Origin of the sequence: Motilimonas thetidivivens (assembly GCF_046452435.1) — a bacterium.
In the GTDB taxonomy this organism is placed as follows: Bacteria; Pseudomonadota; Gammaproteobacteria; order Enterobacterales; family CBDFNC01; genus Motilimonas.
Window position 1 is genome coordinate 367,323 of sequence record NZ_JBKFDK010000001.1, and the last position, 18,300, is coordinate 385,622.

Annotated in this window: 12 protein-coding genes and 4 tRNA genes; 8 read left to right on the forward strand and 8 right to left on the reverse strand. The window is 44.4% G+C overall.

Annotated elements, in window-relative coordinates:
- Nucleotides 1-311 precede the first annotated feature (311 nt).
- The 4 genes from ACK8OT_RS01850 to ACK8OT_RS01865 form a co-directional block, all read right to left on the reverse strand.
- A tRNA-Met gene (locus ACK8OT_RS01850) sits at nt 312-388 on the reverse strand.
- A 122-nt stretch (nt 389-510) separates the two neighbouring features.
- Nucleotides 511-587, reverse strand: a tRNA-Met gene (locus ACK8OT_RS01855).
- Nucleotides 588-702: 115 nt separating this feature from the next.
- A tRNA-Met gene (locus ACK8OT_RS01860) sits at nt 703-779 on the reverse strand.
- A gap of 143 nt (nt 780-922) precedes the next feature.
- Nucleotides 923-999 (reverse strand) — tRNA-Met (locus tag ACK8OT_RS01865).
- A 340-nt stretch (nt 1,000-1,339) separates the two neighbouring features.
- Here ACK8OT_RS01865 and rlmKL point away from each other — a divergent pair.
- The 5 genes from rlmKL to rmf all read left to right on the forward strand — a co-directional run bounded on the left by rlmKL (nt 1,340) and on the right by rmf (nt 7,773).
- The gene (gene rlmKL / locus ACK8OT_RS01870; RefSeq protein WP_410194799.1) at nt 1,340-3,460 is read left to right on the forward strand and encodes a bifunctional 23S rRNA (guanine(2069)-N(7))-methyltransferase RlmK/23S rRNA (guanine(2445)-N(2))-methyltransferase RlmL; all 2,121 of its coding nucleotides are present in this window, start codon (nt 1,340-1,342) and stop codon (nt 3,458-3,460) included.
- A complete protein-coding gene (locus tag ACK8OT_RS01875) occupies nt 3,454-3,669 on the forward strand; it encodes a glutaredoxin family protein (RefSeq protein WP_410194800.1) in 216 nt (71 codons plus the stop codon). Before rlmKL ends, ACK8OT_RS01875 begins: the two co-directional genes overlap by 7 nt.
- A gap of 3 nt (nt 3,670-3,672) precedes the next feature.
- Nucleotides 3,673-5,589, forward strand: coding sequence for an ATP-binding cassette ATPase Uup (gene uup / locus ACK8OT_RS01880; RefSeq protein ID WP_410194801.1), 1,917 nt, complete (start codon nt 3,673-3,675; stop codon nt 5,587-5,589).
- Nucleotides 5,590-5,596: 7 nt separating this feature from the next.
- Nucleotides 5,597-7,435 (forward strand): DUF3466 family protein, encoded by a 1,839-nt coding sequence (locus ACK8OT_RS01885; RefSeq protein ID WP_410194802.1) that lies wholly within the window; start codon nt 5,597-5,599, stop codon nt 7,433-7,435.
- Between the two features lie 161 nt (nt 7,436-7,596).
- Nucleotides 7,597-7,773 carry a ribosome modulation factor gene (gene rmf, locus ACK8OT_RS01890; RefSeq protein ID WP_410194803.1) on the forward strand — a complete coding sequence of 59 codons (177 nt, stop codon included), beginning with the start codon at nt 7,597-7,599 and terminating at the stop codon, nt 7,771-7,773.
- 57 nt (nt 7,774-7,830) lie between these two features.
- Here rmf and fabA read toward each other — a convergent pair whose 3' ends face one another.
- From fabA to ACK8OT_RS01910, 4 genes are all read right to left on the reverse strand, one after another.
- Nucleotides 7,831-8,361, reverse strand: a complete 531-nt coding sequence (fabA, locus tag ACK8OT_RS01895) for a 3-hydroxyacyl-[acyl-carrier-protein] dehydratase FabA (RefSeq protein ID WP_233070143.1) — start codon at nt 8,359-8,361, stop codon at nt 7,831-7,833.
- 84 nt (nt 8,362-8,445) lie between these two features.
- Nucleotides 8,446-10,074 (reverse strand): S16 family serine protease, encoded by a 1,629-nt coding sequence (locus ACK8OT_RS01900; protein ID WP_410194804.1) that lies wholly within the window; start codon nt 10,072-10,074, stop codon nt 8,446-8,448.
- Nucleotides 10,075-10,222: 148 nt separating this feature from the next.
- Nucleotides 10,223-10,615, reverse strand: coding sequence for a glycine zipper family protein (locus tag ACK8OT_RS01905; protein ID WP_410194805.1), 393 nt, complete (start codon nt 10,613-10,615; stop codon nt 10,223-10,225).
- 199 nt (nt 10,616-10,814) lie between these two features.
- The gene (locus tag ACK8OT_RS01910) at nt 10,815-12,758 is read right to left on the reverse strand and encodes an exoribonuclease II (protein WP_410194806.1); all 1,944 of its coding nucleotides are present in this window, start codon (nt 12,756-12,758) and stop codon (nt 10,815-10,817) included.
- 162 nt (nt 12,759-12,920) lie between these two features.
- On the opposite strand from ACK8OT_RS01910, the gene ACK8OT_RS01915 reads away from it, so the two are divergent.
- The 3 genes from ACK8OT_RS01915 to thrS all read left to right on the forward strand — a co-directional run bounded on the left by ACK8OT_RS01915 (nt 12,921) and on the right by thrS (nt 18,298).
- The gene (locus ACK8OT_RS01915; RefSeq protein ID WP_410194807.1) at nt 12,921-14,243 is read left to right on the forward strand and encodes a DEAD/DEAH box helicase; all 1,323 of its coding nucleotides are present in this window, start codon (nt 12,921-12,923) and stop codon (nt 14,241-14,243) included.
- Between the two features lie 337 nt (nt 14,244-14,580).
- Nucleotides 14,581-16,221 carry a flagellar assembly protein A gene (locus ACK8OT_RS01920; protein WP_410194808.1) on the forward strand — a complete coding sequence of 547 codons (1,641 nt, stop codon included), beginning with the start codon at nt 14,581-14,583 and terminating at the stop codon, nt 16,219-16,221.
- A 151-nt stretch (nt 16,222-16,372) separates the two neighbouring features.
- Nucleotides 16,373-18,298, forward strand: coding sequence for a threonine--tRNA ligase (gene thrS, locus ACK8OT_RS01925; RefSeq protein WP_410194809.1), 1,926 nt, complete (start codon nt 16,373-16,375; stop codon nt 18,296-18,298).
- The last annotated feature ends 2 nt before the right edge of the window (nt 18,299-18,300 follow it).

Consider the following 18,300-nt stretch of genomic DNA (forward strand, 5'->3'; position numbering starts at 1 on the left):
AAATTACATTGACGCAAGAGCTAATGGCAGCTGGCATTATTTTTGCGATAAAAAGCCTTTTATAGACTGTGGAAAAAATCAGAAATGACACGCTGGTGTCACAAAACCCTAAAGTGCTATTTTGAGCAAGTAGATGCTACTGATAATGAACAGGGGAGTAGGGAAAATATATTCAGTATAAGTTCAATTGCTTTGTGTCATCAATTCTGACAAGAATGATATTTTTAAAGCTATGTAGCTATTATAAAGACGATTAATATAACCTAGGAGAAAAAATACTAAGTATATTAAGTAGGTAGGGTGACTTGAATTGGTTGCGGGAGCCGGATTTGAACCAACGACCTTCGGGTTATGAGCCCGACGAGCTACCAGACTGCTCCATCCCGCGACTGGATTTTTATGTACTATTGTTGCATTTTGAAATTGGTTGCGGGAGCCTGACTTAAGCCAACGAGCTTCGCATTTATAAAGAGTTGAGCCCGACGAGCTACTTTCTTTATATTACCAAATTGGTTGCGGGAGCTGGATTTGAACCAACGACCTTCGGGTTATGAGCCCGACGAGCTACCAAGCTGCTCCATCCCGCGACTGTATTTCTATGTTTACTATGCATTAATTGGTTGCGTGAGGCGAATTTGAATAAACGACCTTCGCATTTATAAAGAGTTGAGCCTGAAGAGCTACTTTCTTTAAACACCAAATTGGTTGCGGGAGCTGGATTTGAACCAACGACCTTCGGGTTATGAGCCCGACGAGCTGCCAAGCTGCTCCATCCCGCGACTGTATAATGCTACTTAGAGGATTCCATTCAAGATGATATTTAATCATTTTAGAATTGGTTGCTGGGGCTGGTTATAAACCAAAGACCTTCGCAGTTATAAAGAGTTGAGCCTTACGAGCTAAGCTCTTTAAAACACCAAGTTGGTTGCGGGAGCTGGATTTGAACCAACGACCTTCGGGTTATGAGCCCGACGAGCTACCAAGCTGCTCCATCCCGCGTCCGTCTAAGTGCGGCGAATACTATAGATATGGTTGGCGATATGCAAGGGGTAATCGTGAAATAATTACTGTTTGTTTGTTTGTTAAACAATTCGCCCAACAAGTAAGCGGTTTATCAAGTTAAACGGTCTTTGAGAGGCAATAGGGGCAAATTAAGCAGGGTTTCTTAGCGGGGTTATTGGCGATTTGTTTATGTTTAACCTGATTGCATACGTTATACTAGCGCACCTGTGAAGCTAGCACATTGTCTTGGTTTAATGATCGGCAAGCTGTTTAGCTTTAAGTTTTGCAAGGTATCCAGCGATGCCTTGTTGTTATGTCTCTTATCTCGGAAATCTGAATGTCTACAAATACGCTATATGAATACTTCGTTACTACAGCTCAAGGCCTAGAGCCTTTAGTTGAAGAAGAATTGCAATCTTTTGGTATTACCAATGGCAAGGCCGTGCGCTCGGGCGTCAGTTTTACCGGATCGTTAGAGCAGGGCTATCAGGTCTGTTTATGGTCACGCTTTGCATCTAGGGTGTTAATGCGCCTTAGCGAATTCAAGGTAAACGACGTGATGGATCTATACCTTGGCTGTAGTTATATCCCGTGGGAAGATATTTTTGCTGTAGATAAGACATTTGCCATCGATTTTTCGGGCACCAATGATGAAATCCGAAATACCCAATTCGGCGCATTAAAGGTTAAAGATGCGATTGTGGATCGTTTTCGCAAAAAGCAAGATGAACGCCCAGATGTTGAACGCAGCGATGCGCAAATTCGCATCAATGTTCGCTTATTTAAAGATAAGGCCCATGTGTATTTAGACATGGTTGGCAGCCCGTTGCATCACCGAGGCTATAAAACCGAAACTGGCGCGGCGCCGTTAAAAGAAAACTTAGCAGCGGCGATTGTTAAGCGCAGTGGTTGGCAAACGGATCAACCTTTGGTCGATCCTATGTGTGGTTCGGGCACGTTAGTTATCGAAGCCGCTTTAATGGCGACTAACCGCGCACCGGGTTTATTGCGTAAAGGGTATGCTTTTGAACATTGGCTAGGTCATGACAGCGAATGTTGGAACAGCATGTTAGCGCAAGCGAGTGTGATGCATAAACGCAACCAAAATACATGTGAGACCCGTTTTTTTGCATCCGATAAAAGCCGTCGCTTGATTGAAATTGCCAGAGGAAATGCGCAGCGTGCAGGGGTGGCGGATTTAATTACATTTAGTGTTAAAGACGCGACAGAATTTGGTAATCCACTGGATGGCCAAACCGGTATGATCATTACCAACCCGCCTTATGGTGAACGTATGGGCGATATGAGCGGAGCCATCGATCTGTATTCTAAGTTGGGGAACCAGTTCAAAAAAGCCTTCCCTGGCTGGCAAGCCTCGCTATTTTCGACCGATACTGAGCTATTAAGCTGTATTGGACTGCGCGCCAGTAAAACCTACAAGTTATTTAATGGTCCCCTTGAGTGTGTGCTGAAAAACTACCAAATCAGCGATCGTGGATTAAGCAGTGACAAGCCTGCTATCTATGCGGAAGATTTTGCCAACCGTTTGAAAAAGAATTTAACTCAACGAACCAAATGGGCAAAACGTGAAAATATCAGCTGTTATCGTGTTTATGATGCAGACTTACCTGAATACAACGTCGCGATTGATGTTTACGATGATAACGTGGTGATCCAAGAATACGCCGCGCCGAAGAAGGTTGATCCTGCCAAAGCCAGAAGAAGGGTACTGGATATTGTTGCCACTACGCGCTATGTCATGGCTATTCCTGAGAACAAGTTGTTCCTTAAAGTACGTGAAGTGCAAAAGGGTAAGAATCAGTATCAGGCTTTAAACAAAAAACAAACCATTTTGACCGTGGCGGAAAACAATGCATTGTTTGAAGTGAATTTAAGTGACTATTTAGACACAGGTTTGTTCTTAGATCATAGACCCATGCGTAAACGCTTGGGCGAGATGGCCAAGGGCAAGCATTTCTTAAACTTGTTCTGTTATACCGCTAGCGCCTCTGTGCATGCCGCGCTGGGCGGCGCCGCGTCAACCACCAGTGTAGATATGTCGCATACTTATTTAGATTGGGGTAAACGTAACTTTGCTTTAAACAAAATCAAAGGCGCGCACCATTTTGAACAAGCGGATGTGCTGAAATGGCTTGATCACTGCCAACATCAATATGATTTAATCTTTTTAGATCCGCCGACATTTTCTAACTCTAAGCGCATGAATGGTACCTTTGATGTGCAGCGTGATCATGTTGCCTTGTTAACCAATGCCAGCAAGAACTTAACAGCGGGTGGCGTATTGGTGTTTTCTAACAATAAGCGCGGTTTTAAGTTAGATGAGGCGGGTGTCGTTGCTGCGGGATATCGGATTGAGGATGTCAGTAAAGCATCTATTCCGGAGGACTTTAAGCGTAACGATAAAATCCACCAATGCTGGATCTTAACAAAATGTTAATCACCTTATATAGCGCAGATGGCTGCCACTTATGTGAGCTGGCTCAGCAGACGCTATTGCAACTCGGGGTTGAATATCAATTGGTTGATATTGCTTTAGATGAGCAATTAGTAGAACAGTATGGCGTGAGGATCCCAGTGCTTGCGTTTGACGGTAAAGAATTAGGCTGGCCATTTGATAGCCAAGCCGTTAGTAAATTTTTGGAATAAATTTTGGCATTAATTACATTGCAAAATGCGGATTTGGCTTTTGGCGATAATCCCCTGCTTGATCGCGCAGATTTAGTGATTGAACCCCGTGAGCGGGTTTGTTTAGTTGGCCGTAATGGTGCGGGTAAATCCACTTTACTCAAAGTCTTGTGTGGTGAAATCCAATTAGATGACGGGCGTATTGTGAAAAACAATGACGTCAAAATTGCTCGACTAGAGCAAGACCCACCTCAGGTCGAAGGCGTAACCGCATACGAGTATGTGGCCAGCGGCATGGAAGAAGTGGGTAAGGCGGTGACCGAGTATCATATTTTATCCCATGAGCTGGGTGATGCGCCGACGGATCAACAGTTGAAAAGGCTAGAGCAGTTACAAGAGCAGCTAGACTTGCACAACGGCTGGCAACTCGACACCAAGATAAACCAAACCTTAGCCTTACTGGAAATTGATCCAGATATTGCCTTAGATCAGTTATCTGGCGGTTGGCAGCGTAAGGTGGCATTAGCAAAAGCCATGGTGAGTGAGCCTGATCTGCTGTTTTTAGATGAGCCGACCAACCATTTAGATGTAGCAACTATCGAGTGGTTAGAGCAATTTTTACTTAACTTTGCCGGCAGTATTGTATTTATCAGCCATGACCGCGCATTTATTCGCCGTCTTGCGACACGCATTGTTGATATCGACCGCGGTAATTTAACGTCTTGGCCGGGTGATTATGAGCTTTACCTTGAGCGTAAAGAAGAAGCGCTGCGGGTTGAAGAAGAGCAAAATGCGGAATTTGACCGTCGTTTGGCGCAAGAAGAAGTGTGGATCCGTCAAGGTATTAAGGCAAGACGTACCCGTAACGAAGGCCGAGTGCGAGCGTTGAAAGCGATGCGTCAAGAGCGGTCACAGCGTATTAACGTGATGGGCAAGGCCAAAATCAATGTTGATGAAGCGGTGCGCTCAGGCAAGATAGTGTTTGAAGCTGAACACTTGCGCTATGAATTCGATCAACAGCCAATAGTGAATGATTTTAGTTTTACCATTCAGCGCGGTGACAAAATTGCTTTGATTGGCCCTAACGGCTGCGGCAAAAGTACCTTATTAAAAATCATGCTGGGTGAACTGGCCGTACAAGGCGGAAAACTTAAGTGTGGTACTAAGCTTGAGGTGGCCTATTTCGATCAATACCGCGACAAGTTAGATCCAGAAAAGTCGGTGATGGATAACTTGGCCGAAGGTAAGCAAGAAGTTGAAGTCAATGGCAAAATGCGTCACGTGTTAGGCTACTTGCAAGACTTCTTATTCCATCCTAAGCGAGCAAGAACGCCGGTTAAAGCCTTGTCGGGCGGTGAAAAAAACCGTCTATTACTGGCGAAAATCTTCTTAAAACCAAGTAACTTACTGATCCTCGATGAGCCAACCAATGATTTAGATGTTGAAACATTGGAACTTTTAGAAGAATTACTTGCCAATTACAAGGGCACCTTATTGCTGGTTAGCCACGACCGTTATTTTGTTGATAACACGGCCACCCATAGCTGGGTGTTTAAAGGTGAAGGTGAAGTAGAAACCTTTGTGGGTGGTTACAGTGATGCTAGGGCTATTTTGGATCAGCGTGTTGAGCAGCAAAAACAGCTGCAACCTGAGGTAGCTAAGCCAACTGAAACAGTGCAGGTTGACAAAAAACCTACGCCCGTGAAGAAGAACAAGTTATCATACAAGCTAAAACTAGAGCTAGAACAGTTACCTAGTTTGCTTGAGGATATCGAATCCGAGATGGAAGCGCTGCAAGCGCAAGTAAATGATCCCGAATTTTTTAGTCGTCCTAGTGATGAGACGTCCACCAAGCTCAATAAATTGGCTGAGTTAGAGCAACAGCTTGAAACCGCATTAGAGCGTTGGGAAGAATTAGAAGCATTACAAACAGGGGAATAACTCTTTGATGAAAGTTAAATTATCCGCATTATCTTTGGCATTGGGAATGGTTTACGCCGCAGGCTCAACCGCTGCACCGGTAAACCCGGGTGCCTATTATGAAATTGAAGAAATTAGTGTAGACCGTAGCGGTGATTTTGCCGATGCTAATTTTGGTCCTTATGCCATTGCTATTTCTCCAGATGGCACACAAGCTGCGGGTGTAACCACGCGGTCGTCTATCGGCATGCTGGATTATGGGTTGCACTTTACTTATGAAAAAGAGTGTTACTATTCAAACGAAATATGTGACGTGCTATTTAAAGGCAGTGACAATCCTGACAAACTGACCTACGAAAATGCGATCAAACAATGGCGCATGGATCAAAACGAAGCGGGTGAGCGCCTTTATAGCAGTCAGTTTATTCCCTTTACCCTTAATGCTAGCGGACAGCCTGAAAAAGAAATGGCTTTTGATCTGAGCAACAGCGGCACAACAGATCAAGTGGTTACAGATATTGCTGACGATGGCTCAATGGTAGGTTATGGCTCGGCAGAATATTCAACCGGTGCTCCATTTAGCCGTGAATTTCATCGTCACGCATTTTATAAAGATGCCTCGGGTGCTTTTTGTCAATTAAAGCCTTCGACAGATCTTACCCGTGGTGGTTTTAGCGCGGCATATAATATCAGTACCGTTACCTTGCCAAACGGGCAAACGCGCACCTTGGTGTTTGGCCATGCGAGTGTAAACCGCCCTAATGACGAAAACGTATATCTCGATCGCTGCTTCGACAGCAATAAAGATGATGATCGTTATAATCTTAACGAGTTAGTTTATTGTCCAGGCTTTAACACTCAACCTTGGGTTTGGGATGTTACCGATGGCTGTGCTACAGGGGAGTTAGAAGGGGAAGCGATGGTAGCTAACCCAACTGAACAATGGTTAGATAAGCCCCGTAGCGAAAGACGTAACATGCAATACAGTGCTAATGTCTTTAATGCAGACGACCAAGGCATTGCCGTGGGCTTCTCTACCTTACCTTATCGCAGTAGTGAACGTGGTGACCGCGCTAGAGCTATCTATCTAGAGCCAGATAACAATGGTGCATATATTGGCGCGCCAATTGAAATCACCCAAGTAGAGCAAGGCATTGATGATCCCGATGACAACTTACGTCACACTTGGGCAGTCGATATCAACAATAATGGCATCATCGTGGGTAACCGCTTCTACGACACTATTAAGGGACGTAACTATCCAACAGAGTTTTTTGTATTTAACAAAGAATCTAAAGCGATAGAGTTTCCACTCGAAGATAAGAATGTTCGTACTAAAAAAGAACGTGTTGAAGGCTCCAATAGCAACAAGCCAGGCTCAAACAGCCAGGTTAGTGCAATTAATGATGCAGGTACTGTGATTGGTTGGGCTGATGCATGGGGAGAAACGCAACCGGTTGAGTCAGGCAACCCGCGCCGTCAAAGCGCATTCGTTTATGACCTAGCAACAAAGGATGCGTGGTTCATCAACGATCTACTTTGTACTAAAGACGCAGCAGGAAAGATTAACTTGCCGTATTATCGTGTTGAAAAAGCTAAAGATATCAGCAACGATGGCACCATCTTAGCTACTGGCTATCGTTATGAAAGCAAAGAGGACTTTCTACAAATCAAGAACCCTCAGCCAGTTATGTTAAAACTAACGCGAAATCTTGCGGCGGGTGATATTAATGCGCAGCCTAATTGTTGGGATGCGGATGAAGGCGCTGATTTGGATAAGCCATTTGAACGTTCAGGTGGTTATGCATTTTGGTTATTGGCAATAACGGCTGGCTTTGGCTTGTTGCGTCGCTTCACAAAAATGTAAAGCGATTAAAAAACGAACTAATTTTGTTTCAATAGCTTAATATTTTTTTAGCGGTATTGTTGCAATATTGACGTTGACGTAGATCCAGATTTCATCTAATTCTAAAGTACAAGGCGTTTCGCCTTGTGCTTTTTTTTTGCTTAGTATGAGGTCGGAATTCGATGAAAAGACAAAAACGAGATCGTATCGCACGGGCGCACGCTAAAGGTTATCACGCTGGTATCATGGGCCGCGCGAAAGAAGTTTGTCCATTTCAACAAGTCGATGCTAAAAGCTCTTGGTTAGGCGGCTGGCGGGATGCCTATGAAGAGAGGAGCCACGGTCTATTTCTCAAATAACAAAAAAGCCCCAGTTGGGGCTTTCTTGTTTTCACAACACTCAGTTATGCCGTGTTATTAAAAGCTATCTGTATCTTTAAACAAACCAACTTTAAGATCTTTTGCTGTGTAAATAACACGGCCATCTACAGATACTTCGCCATCGGCAATACCCATGACTAATTTACGCATGATCACGCGCTTCATGGTGATTTTGTAACTAACTTTGCTTGAGGTTGGTAAGATCTGACCGGTGAATTTAACTTCACCTACACCGAGTGCGCGGCCTTTACCTGGACCACCGCTCCAACCAAGGAAAAAACCTACCAGTTGCCACATCGCATCTAGGCCTAAACAACCAGGCATTACTGGGTCACCCGGGAAGTGACAATCGAAAAACCATAGATCAGGTGTAATATCTAGCTCAGCAAGGATCTCGCCTTTACCGTGTTCACCGTCAACGTCGTTGATCTTGATGATACGATCCATCATCAGCATGTTGTCGACAGGCAGTTGGCAGTTCGTTTCGCCAAATAGTTCACCACGGCCACAAGCTTGTAGCTCTTCTTTCGTGTAAGCGTGCTTACCCAAATCTTTTTGAGAGGTCATAATCTAACTCGTTAATAGTTTGATATAAAAGCAAAGTGGCACACTTTATAGAAAAGCATGTCACGGTGCAAGAAAGTGTCGATGTTAGGCTTGCCAACATCGCATTAATTTTTTCAGCCAAGATGCTTCGGCTTCATCTTGACCGTTCAGTTCTTTGATGCGCGTGCGAATTGTTTCATACACTTGTTCAACGTCGCCGATGGCAAGGTTGATCGCTTCTTCTACGTGCTCAATAGGATAGATAACCAACTGTTTTTGTTTGACTGCATTTACAAGAGCATCATCGCAACTTAAGTTCACTAAGTTGGATTGAGGAATTAATACAATCACGGGGTGAGTGAGTTGTTTTAATTGCGCTGTTCGGTATATAGCCGCTACTTTTTCATTAATGCCGCCAACGGCTAATACATTCCCGGCTTGATCCATCGAGCCCGTCATGGCTACGTCTTGGCGTACACACATTTGCGATAGGGCGGAGATCAACGCGACATAAGTTGCAACCGCGGCGCTGTCACCATCGGTATGGCTATAACTTTGCTCAAATACAATATTGGCTGAAAAGGGGACATGCTCTTCTTTACCAAATACTTGGCTAAGGTAGCTTTCAACTATCATCATGGCTTTGGAGTGAATGTTGCCGGCCATTTCTGCTTTACGCTCGACATCAATGACTTCACCGTCGCCTAAATATTCCGCGGCCGTAACTCGAAACACTTCTCCAAACTCAATAGGGTGACCGTCTAGTTCCACCACAGACAGGCCATTAACTTGGCCAATGGCTTTGCCCTCGAGCGTGATAGGAATTTGCAGCTCGGCAATGGATTCATCGCTGTAATGTTGCGGTAACTTCATCGATTGTTGTTGAGTTAGGATGAAGTCGGCGATCGCCGCAGGGGTTAGCTCTTTTCCGAAGCGGTAACGACAATAGCTGAATAACTTAGTTAAATAGCTGGCATTGAGTTGCACATAGTGCTGATGATCACGTATGGCACTGAGATGCTGCAGTAGCTTATTTTTGGCTTGTGCAGAGATCTCAGTAATGTCTGCCACTGCGGCTTGTTGTGTCACAAAGGCGAGAATGGCGCTGATACTATCGGCTGTAACTTTAGCTTCATCGGCTATCTCTGCAAATTGTTGTGAAAGGGCAGAGAACTCAGGATCAAGTTGATTTAGCTCAGCAAATTGACTACGACTGCCGAGCAGTATCATTTTACAATTGGGTTTTTCACCCGATGGCAGCTTAATTTTTTTGATGTGCTTGGCACCGTATGCATCATGCCAGCGTAATTGACCAGATAATAAGTAGCCTTTTACCTGATACCATAATTGCGGGTTTTCTAATAATGGCGGCAAACTGATACCCAAGATGCCGTTTTGCTGCTGAAGTATGGCCCCTGGACTCAACACCAGCGCTTGGTCTTCTAACGTGGCTTCGCCGAATAATTCAAGTTGACCGTAGCTATTTAAAAAACAACTCGATGGTGGTTGAGCGAGACTGCTTAGCGTCGATTCAATGAATGCAACGCCAGTGGCCCAATCGTTCATACTCAAAGTAATTAGACGCTGTGGCAATGAAATGGCGTCAATGACCTGCTGACTGGCATAAGGAAACAAGGTTTTCCATGGCGATCCGGGTGAATCGGTGACTGAATCAATAAGCTGGCTGAAGTCTGGCTGCAATGAAGCAGGTAAAAGCGGGGCTAATGTAGGCAATGACAGTACCGTCTAATCTTAAAAGGGGTATTATAGCCTGCTAGGCTCATCTAGGTCGACAGTAAAATAAAAATGGCTGACGACCTAATTGCTTATGATGAGCTGTTTTATTATCAATAAACGTGAAAATTAACGCGTTTACTGTTTTCTAGTTCAATACGGTATAGCCTCGGTTGGTCATGCAATTACGCATCACCATTTGTTTTTCATTGCTGTTGGCTTGACGCTCAGAATGTTTAGATGAGCTTTTACCAATAATGCCTGCTGCTAGACCAACGCCTGCGCCTGTTTTTGCGCCTTTACTGCCTGAATTTCCAGAAATGGCGCCAATGGCAGCCCCAGCCAACGCCCCTTTTGCGGTAGTTCCCACAATACTTGTGCTGTGTTGATTAGTTTGTACTTGTGAAGCAAGCTGTTCACAGTGATACATATCCTGACGATAGGTGTTCTCATTCACGCCATCGGTGTCTATGATGATATTGGCGAAGCTTAAAGGTGCTGCGGCGAGTAATAGAGTTGCGATTGCGATAGTTGATTTCATCTGCCTGATTCCTCAAGTTTGTTTAGGCTAGTATTACTGGAATCAAGGGTTCTGAATATATCGGCTTCCCCCTATTACGGGGTGATTAAACTATAAAGTAATACTTAGTTTCGGCTATCTCAGTAACCGAAACTAAGTTTTAGAAGCTCAGCACTTTAAGCTCAGCAAGCATAGCTGGCCAAGTAGATGTATCATCAATTTATATGAGGGGTGTAGCGGGTTTTGCGATGAAATTTTTGCTTTCCGTATTCACTTCATGCATTTTCACAACCAAGGACTCACCTTGGGTTAACACCACTTGTTCATCAATTAAGACGTGCCCCGTGTCCATTTTGCACTCAATGCGTTGTTTATCACTGCAAATCAACTGAGCTGGAATGAAGACCAGGGCGCCTATGTCGGTTAACTTGACGCGCACACCTTGGCGAACCACATCAATTATCTGACCATTAAACTCGCTGCCAAGTTGAAGCTGTTTAGCAAGATATTGAGCATATAACCAAGCGTTGGCACCATTTTCAGCCATTCGTTGGATTTTGCGCTTCTCATTAAATTGATTACCCATGTTGGCATCTAAGGTCATGGCAGGTTGCTGCGCTAAAATGGATTTGATCTGTCTGTGGTTGATCAAGTCACTGTACTTTCTGATCGGCGAGGTCCAAGTTGCGTAGGCTGGTAAGCCCATTGCAAAATGAGGGCTCGCTTGAGGTTTAAACTCACTGTAAGCAAACATTCGGCGCAAACGGAAATCCACATATTGGTTATTGCTGGCCTTAATTTGTCGACGGATGGCGCAATAGCCGTTTAAATCGGTTAATGCTTGCTCGGTTGCTGGGATGCCATTTTCTGTGAGTAAATTAGCGGCTTCAGCAACACGATCACTTTGGATCCCGCCTTGGCTATTAAACACACCTTCGACTTGATGCTGAGTCAGAAAATCAGCGCCGCAGATATTCGCTAATACCATGGCTTCTTCGACCAAACGATGACCGCTGCGTCTAGGCAGGCATAGAATATCAACCGGCTCGCCTTGCTCTGAAAGGACAAACTTGTAATCTGGATTGTCGTCAAAGGTGAGGGCGTTTTGTTCACGCCAAGTCAATCTAGCTTGACTGAAGTGATTGAGCAGTTGCAACTGTTCGCCAATGTGCGGCTCGGGTTTAAATTCGCTGGCGATGCCTTCGATATAGTCTGAAACATCGTCGTAGCTGAGTTTAGCCACTGAGCGAATTTGAGCAATTTCAAATTCTGGGGTCCCTAAGATGGAGCCATCAGCGGCCAATTGCACCTTACATACTAGCGCAGGTCGATCAACGTTAGGTTGTAATGAGCATAATTCATCGCTGAGTTGGCGCGGTAACATAGGCACGTTAAACTCAGGCATGTAAATGGTAAATCCACGCTGCGCAGCTTCTTTATCTAACTCAGAGTCAAGATCTACATAGGCTTCTGGATCGGCAATTGCCACATAGAGTAACCAGCCATCACCTTGTTTTTCAATATAAAGCGCGTCATCCATATCTTGAGTTGAAGCGTTATCTATGGTGACAAATGGCAATGCGCGATAATCACGGCGTTGTGACATATCTACTTGTGGCCAAGCTTCTGGAGCTGGAGGAGGCGTAGTGGGTAATCCCAGCTTGGCTAGCGTGACCCAGCGGCCAAGGTAGGGGTCGTCTGCTTTGGCTATCAAGGCTCTGATGGTGACGCTAAAGCGCTTTTCATCACGCAATGAGTGATGCTGGAGTTTGGCCGTAACCCAATCGCCTTCTTGCAGCCCTTTACCTTTTAGGCTGTTATTTAATTTGGCCGCAAAGGGGTATTTGAATAAGGGGTTTTCACTGACGAATTGCAGTTGCCCTTTAAAAGATTGCAATTTGCCGACAAAGTCGGTGTGAGCTTGACTGATGAGTGTTTCTGGCTCTGCGGATTGTTTGTCATTGGCTTCACGTATGATGGCCGTGATGCGATCGCCATGAAGTACTTTACGCATTTCATTGGGCGCAATAAAAAAGCTTTCTTTATCGTCGGTTTCTAAAAAGCCGAACCCTCTCTCGCTGGCTTTGACTTGACCTTCTTTTTTAGTCAATTCAGATTGCATTTGCTGTTTTAACTGGGCAAGCAGTGGATTATCTTGAAACATAGTGTTGAATACCGAGTGAAAGATGAGGGCAATATAAGGGCTGAGGCAGGTAAATCCAAGTAATATTGAAATGGAAGCTAACGAGATCTTGGTATTGTTAGTGCCCAGATAATGACAACAAGGTATAATACGTGAAAAATTTACACTAGTTGGAGCCGTCTCTTGGATTTTGAAGAATTTTCACTCGATCGTCGTTTGCTTACGCCGTTGTCTCATCAAGGCCTTACTCGGGCCACGGATATTCAGCGTCAAGCTATTCCTATTGCCATGCAAGGCAAAGATATTATCGCGTCTTCAAAAACCGGTTCGGGTAAAACACTCGCATTTTTGTTACCTGCTATGCAGCGTGTTTTAAAGCAAAGGGCATTGAGTAAACGTGATGCGCGAGTACTGATTTTAACGCCGACGCGAGAGCTCGCTAAGCAAGTTTACGCTCAGCTGCGGTTATTGGTTGCGGGTACGGGTGTAAAAGCAACGCTCATTGTGGGCGGTGAGAACTTTAACGATCAAGCCAAACAGTTAGTTAAAGACCCACAATTTATTGTCGGTACGCCTGGGCGAATTGCGGATCATCTTAGTCAACGCCAGATCCACCTTAATGGGTTAGAAATGCTCATTTTAGATGAAGCGGATCGCATGTTAGATCTGGGCTTTGCCGATCAGTTATTGCAAATAAACTGCGCTGCAGATCATCGCTTACGTCAAACCTTAATGTTTTCTGCTACCTTGGACAATACCGAGGTAAATAGCATCGCTAAACAGTTGCTTAAAGCGCCTGTCAGAGTCGCCATTGGTGGTGCTAACGATGAACACAAAGATATTCAGCAACGCTTTATACTGTGTGACAATTTAGATCATAAAAAAGCCCTGCTAAGTCATGTTATCAAGGGTGAGTCCATCAGTCAGATGATCGTGTTTACCGCCACCCGAGCTGATACATTAACCTTGGCCGGCTATATTACCGAGCAAGGTTTAAGTTGCGCGGCTTTAAGTGGTGACATGAACCAAGGCAAGCGAAATCAAATCATGGATGGTTTTTCACGTGGTCAGCAGCAGGTTTTGGTGACAACCGATATTGCGTCTCGTGGCCTAGATTTAGTTAATGTTTCCCATGTTATCAATTTTGATATGCCAAAACATGCAGAAGAATACGTACATCGTATTGGTCGTACCGGCCGAGCTGGCGCTAAGGGCAGTGCCCTGTCCTTAGTTGGTCCAAAGGATTGGCTAAACTTCCAAGCAGTAGAGGCATACCTTAATCAAGCTATCAGTTTTGACAGAATCGCGGGTATGGAAGCGAAATTTAAAGGGTTTAGCCAAACCACATCTGCGCCTAAGGTGCGCAAAGCGAGTCAATCTAAGCAAGGCAAGGCCCATACCAAACGTAAACCAATCAAGCGTGTTAATAAAACCTTTCAACAGGGTATTGATGTTGGGGATGCGCCAATGCGCCGTAAACCCAAACCGCCGACCAGCGACGAGTAACGATGCCCCATTCAAAGCAGCCTCTTGGCTGCTTTGTTGTATTTAAACCTAACGCTCAGATTAGTCTAGAATTATAAAGCTGATTGAGGTTTTAAACTGACGCTGTCAGATGTCTCACGTTTAGGGAGAAAAATGATTGAGCCCGTTCTCACATATCAGTAAGGTGAATAAATAACCTGCTAATGTTGTCAATGTGAATGTTGTTTGGGCCATGCCTTATTCTATTCAACGTTATTTTGCTAATCGTTTATGCATCATGGGTTTCCTCTAAAGCAAAATAACGCGGTTGATATAATGCAAACCCACAGCTCACCTACTGTGCTAAGGAAGTTATGACATGATTTCACCTGAGTTATTTACTCTGCATGAAAATGACGTTGATTTACTTCTCGAGATACCTGAGATACTTGAGCCTGTGACCGAAACGGACATCCTAGATGCGTTAGCGGGCAGTCCTTTCGCTGAATTCAAACCCAGCTCTGTTGGCATGAGTGATGCCTTAAGCCGATTTAATGCCAAAGAGCCGACTGAAAATACCGACCCCGTGATCATTGCTCAGCGTCTCGATGCTGTCGTGGCGATAGAAATAGACAAAGAGAAAATGACGGCCTTGGCAAGAGTGACTGCGCCTTGGGGTGGCAAAAAACTGGATGAAGAGACCTTAATAGAGGCAGTGAAAGCTGCTGGCGTGAGTTATGGCATTCGCCAGAACAATATTGCAGCCTTAGTTTCAACGTTAAACAAATCAAGACCGGGGCAACTTATCCAAGCTCCAGTAGCTAAAGGTAAACTCCCTGTAGACGGTAAAGATACGCGTTTTGAGCGTTTGGTAGAAACCTTAAAAGAGCGAGTAAAGAAGCCCAAAGAATTGCAAGGTGGCAAAGTCGATATGCGTGACTTAGGCGCGTTAATATCGGTATCCAAAGGTAAGCCATTGATGCGCAAACATCCAAAGGTTGAGGGAGAAGATGGCTTTAAGGTAACAGGGGAGGCGATTAGCCATAAAGAGGGCAAAGAATTAGAGTTTAATATTGGTAAAAATACCGATATAAGCAGTAAAAATCCCAGCTATTTGGTGGCAACCAATACTGGCATCCCGATTGAGATTGAACGAGGTATGATCGTTGATGACGTACTGATGATTAATAATGTGGATGTGAGTTTTGGCCATGTCGATTTTGATGGCAGCATAATGATCACGGGCGATATTTGTGAAGGGATGAAAGTAAAGGCCAGTGGTGATATTAGTGTTGCTGGTTTAATCGAGTCCGCTCAGGTTGAAGCGGGTGGCGATTTACATATCGAAAAGGGCGTAATAGGCCATCAAACCGAAGACGGATATAGCTGCCAACTTACGGCCCACGGTGAAATTAATGGGGTATTTGCTCAGTACACCAAGATTGAATGTCATGGCCCGTTGCACTTCAATCACCAATTGAGTCATTGTGACGTGACCTGCTTTGATCGAGTAGAGGTAGTTGATAGCACCGGACGTCGAGGGGCTATTTTAGGGGGCGTTATTCGCGCTCTTAAAGGGGTGAGTACGGTTAACTTGGGCGCCGAGGCATATACTCGAACTGAAATTCATCTATTAGGTGAATTAGATGCGAAGAGAAAAGAGAAACGTTTTCTGCAGCAAGAAATCGAACAAGAAGAGCACAAATTGACTGAATTAGCTCAGGCGAATGCTAAAGTTAATTTGTTACCCGACTCAGAAAAAAAAGACACATTGGCGCATCGCCTTAACCTAAATATTCAACACGAGCATGCGCGAATTGATGACGCTAAGCAACGAATTGAGTTAATTGATAACTTCATTGCAGCCTACATTAAGGAAGCGCAGGTAACCTGTGCAGGCCATCTTTATGGCGGCATCCTTGTTACCCTTGATAGGTATACCTTAACCACAGAGCGTGAATATATGAACAGTCATATTTGCCTAGAAGATGAACAATTGATTGTTGAACCAAACAGCTAAACCCAATATAGCTTAGCAATTAAACTATCCTAACGTTGATTTGAGCAGGTGTTTTCTCTACTATGTGGGCTCTTTTTTGGCTGTTTTTTTACAGTCTTGATAACTGACATGTGGCGCTTGGTATGCGTCACCACTGTAACAAGGAAAGCTCATGCCTTTAATTACTCTTCCTGATGGTAGCCAACGCCAGTTTGAAAATACAACTAGTGTGATGGAAATTGCTCAAGACATCGGCCCTGGTTTAGCGAAAGCTTGTATCGCTGGCCGCGTTGATGGTGTTCTCGTTGATGCTTGTGACCCGATTGACAAAGATGTCAATGTTTCCATTATTACCGCTAAAGATGACGAAGGATTAGAAATTCTTCGCCACTCGTGTGCGCATTTATTAGGTCACGCCATTAAGCAATTGTGGCCAAACACTAAAATGGCAATCGGTCCAACCATAGACAACGGTTTCTATTATGACGTTGACATGGAAAACCCGTTAAGCGAAGAGGATTTAGCCAAGCTTGAAAAACGCATGCTAGAGCTTGCTCAGACAAATTACGCTGTTATCAAAAAGAAAGTGTCGGTTGAAGAAGCCGCAGCAGTATTTCGTGATCGCGGCGAAGACTACAAGTTAGAGATCATTGCGGGTATTGAAGCAGATGCGCGTCCAGGTCTGTATCATCATGAAGAATACATCGACATGTGTCGTGGTCCTCACGTACCAAACATGAAATTCTGTCATCACTTTAAACTGATGAAAGTAGCAGGTGCATATTGGCGCGGTGATTCAAACAATAAAATGTTACAGCGCATTTACGGCACGGCTTGGGCAGATAAAAAGCAGCTTAAGAGCTATCTAAAACGTTTAGAAGAAGCGGCCAAGCGCGATCACCGTAAAATCGGTAAGCAACTTGATCTATACCATATGCAAGAAGAAGCGCCAGGTATGGTGTTCTGGCATCACAATGGTTGGACCATCTTCCGTGAGCTAGAAACGTTTGTGCGTGAAAAATTGGTGAAATACCAATACCAAGAAGTAAAAGCGCCGCAAATTTTAGACCGTAGCCTATGGGAAAAGTCTGGTCACTGGGATAAATACGCTGACGGCATGTTCTGTACTTGTAGTGAGAACCGTGAATACGCGATTAAGCCAATGAACTGTCCTGGCCACGTCCAAATCTTTAACCAGGGGTTAAAATCATACCGCGACCTGCCACTGCGTATGGCTGAGTTCGGCTCTTGTCATCGTAACGAGCCATCAGGCTCATTGCATGGTCTCATGCGTGTACGTGGTTTTACCCAAGATGATGCGCATATTTTCTGTACCGAAGATCAAATCTTAGCGGAAGTTTCTAGCTGTATCGACATGGTATTTGAAACGTATAAAACGTTTGGCTTTAACGATATTGAAATCAAGCTATCTACTCGTCCAGAAAAACGCGTGGGTGAAGATGCGGTATGGGATAAAGCGGAAAAAGCCTTGGCTGATGCATTAAATTCTAAGAACTTAGAATTTAAATACCTTCCGGGCGAGGGCGCTTTCTACGGTCCGAAAATTGAATTTACTTTGTACGATTGTCTCGATCGTGCATGGCAATGTGGTACGGTTCAGCTCGACTTCTCTATGCCGGGTCGTTTAGGTGCTTCTTATGTTGGTGAAGACAATGAACGCCATGTTCCTGTGATGATCCACCGTGCAATTTTAGGCTCGCTAGAGCGTTTTATCGGTATCATCACCGAAGATTGTGCCGGTTTCTTCCCAACTTGGTTAGCGCCGGTTCAAGCCGTAGTGATAAACATTACCGATAAACAAGCGGATTTTGCCCATCAAGTGGTCGATAAATTGCAAAAATCGGGCATTAGAGCAAATGCGGACTTGAGAAATGAGAAGATAGGCTTTAAAATCCGCGAGCATACATTAAAACGTGTACCTTATATGCTCGTCATTGGGGACAAAGAAGTCGAAGCTGGCGAAGTGGCAGTAAGAACACGTAAAGGTGAGGATTTAGGTAGCATTAAAGTTGACGATTTAGTTAACAAGCTACAACTAGAAATCCAAAACCGAACTCAAATTACTTTGGAGGAATAAGC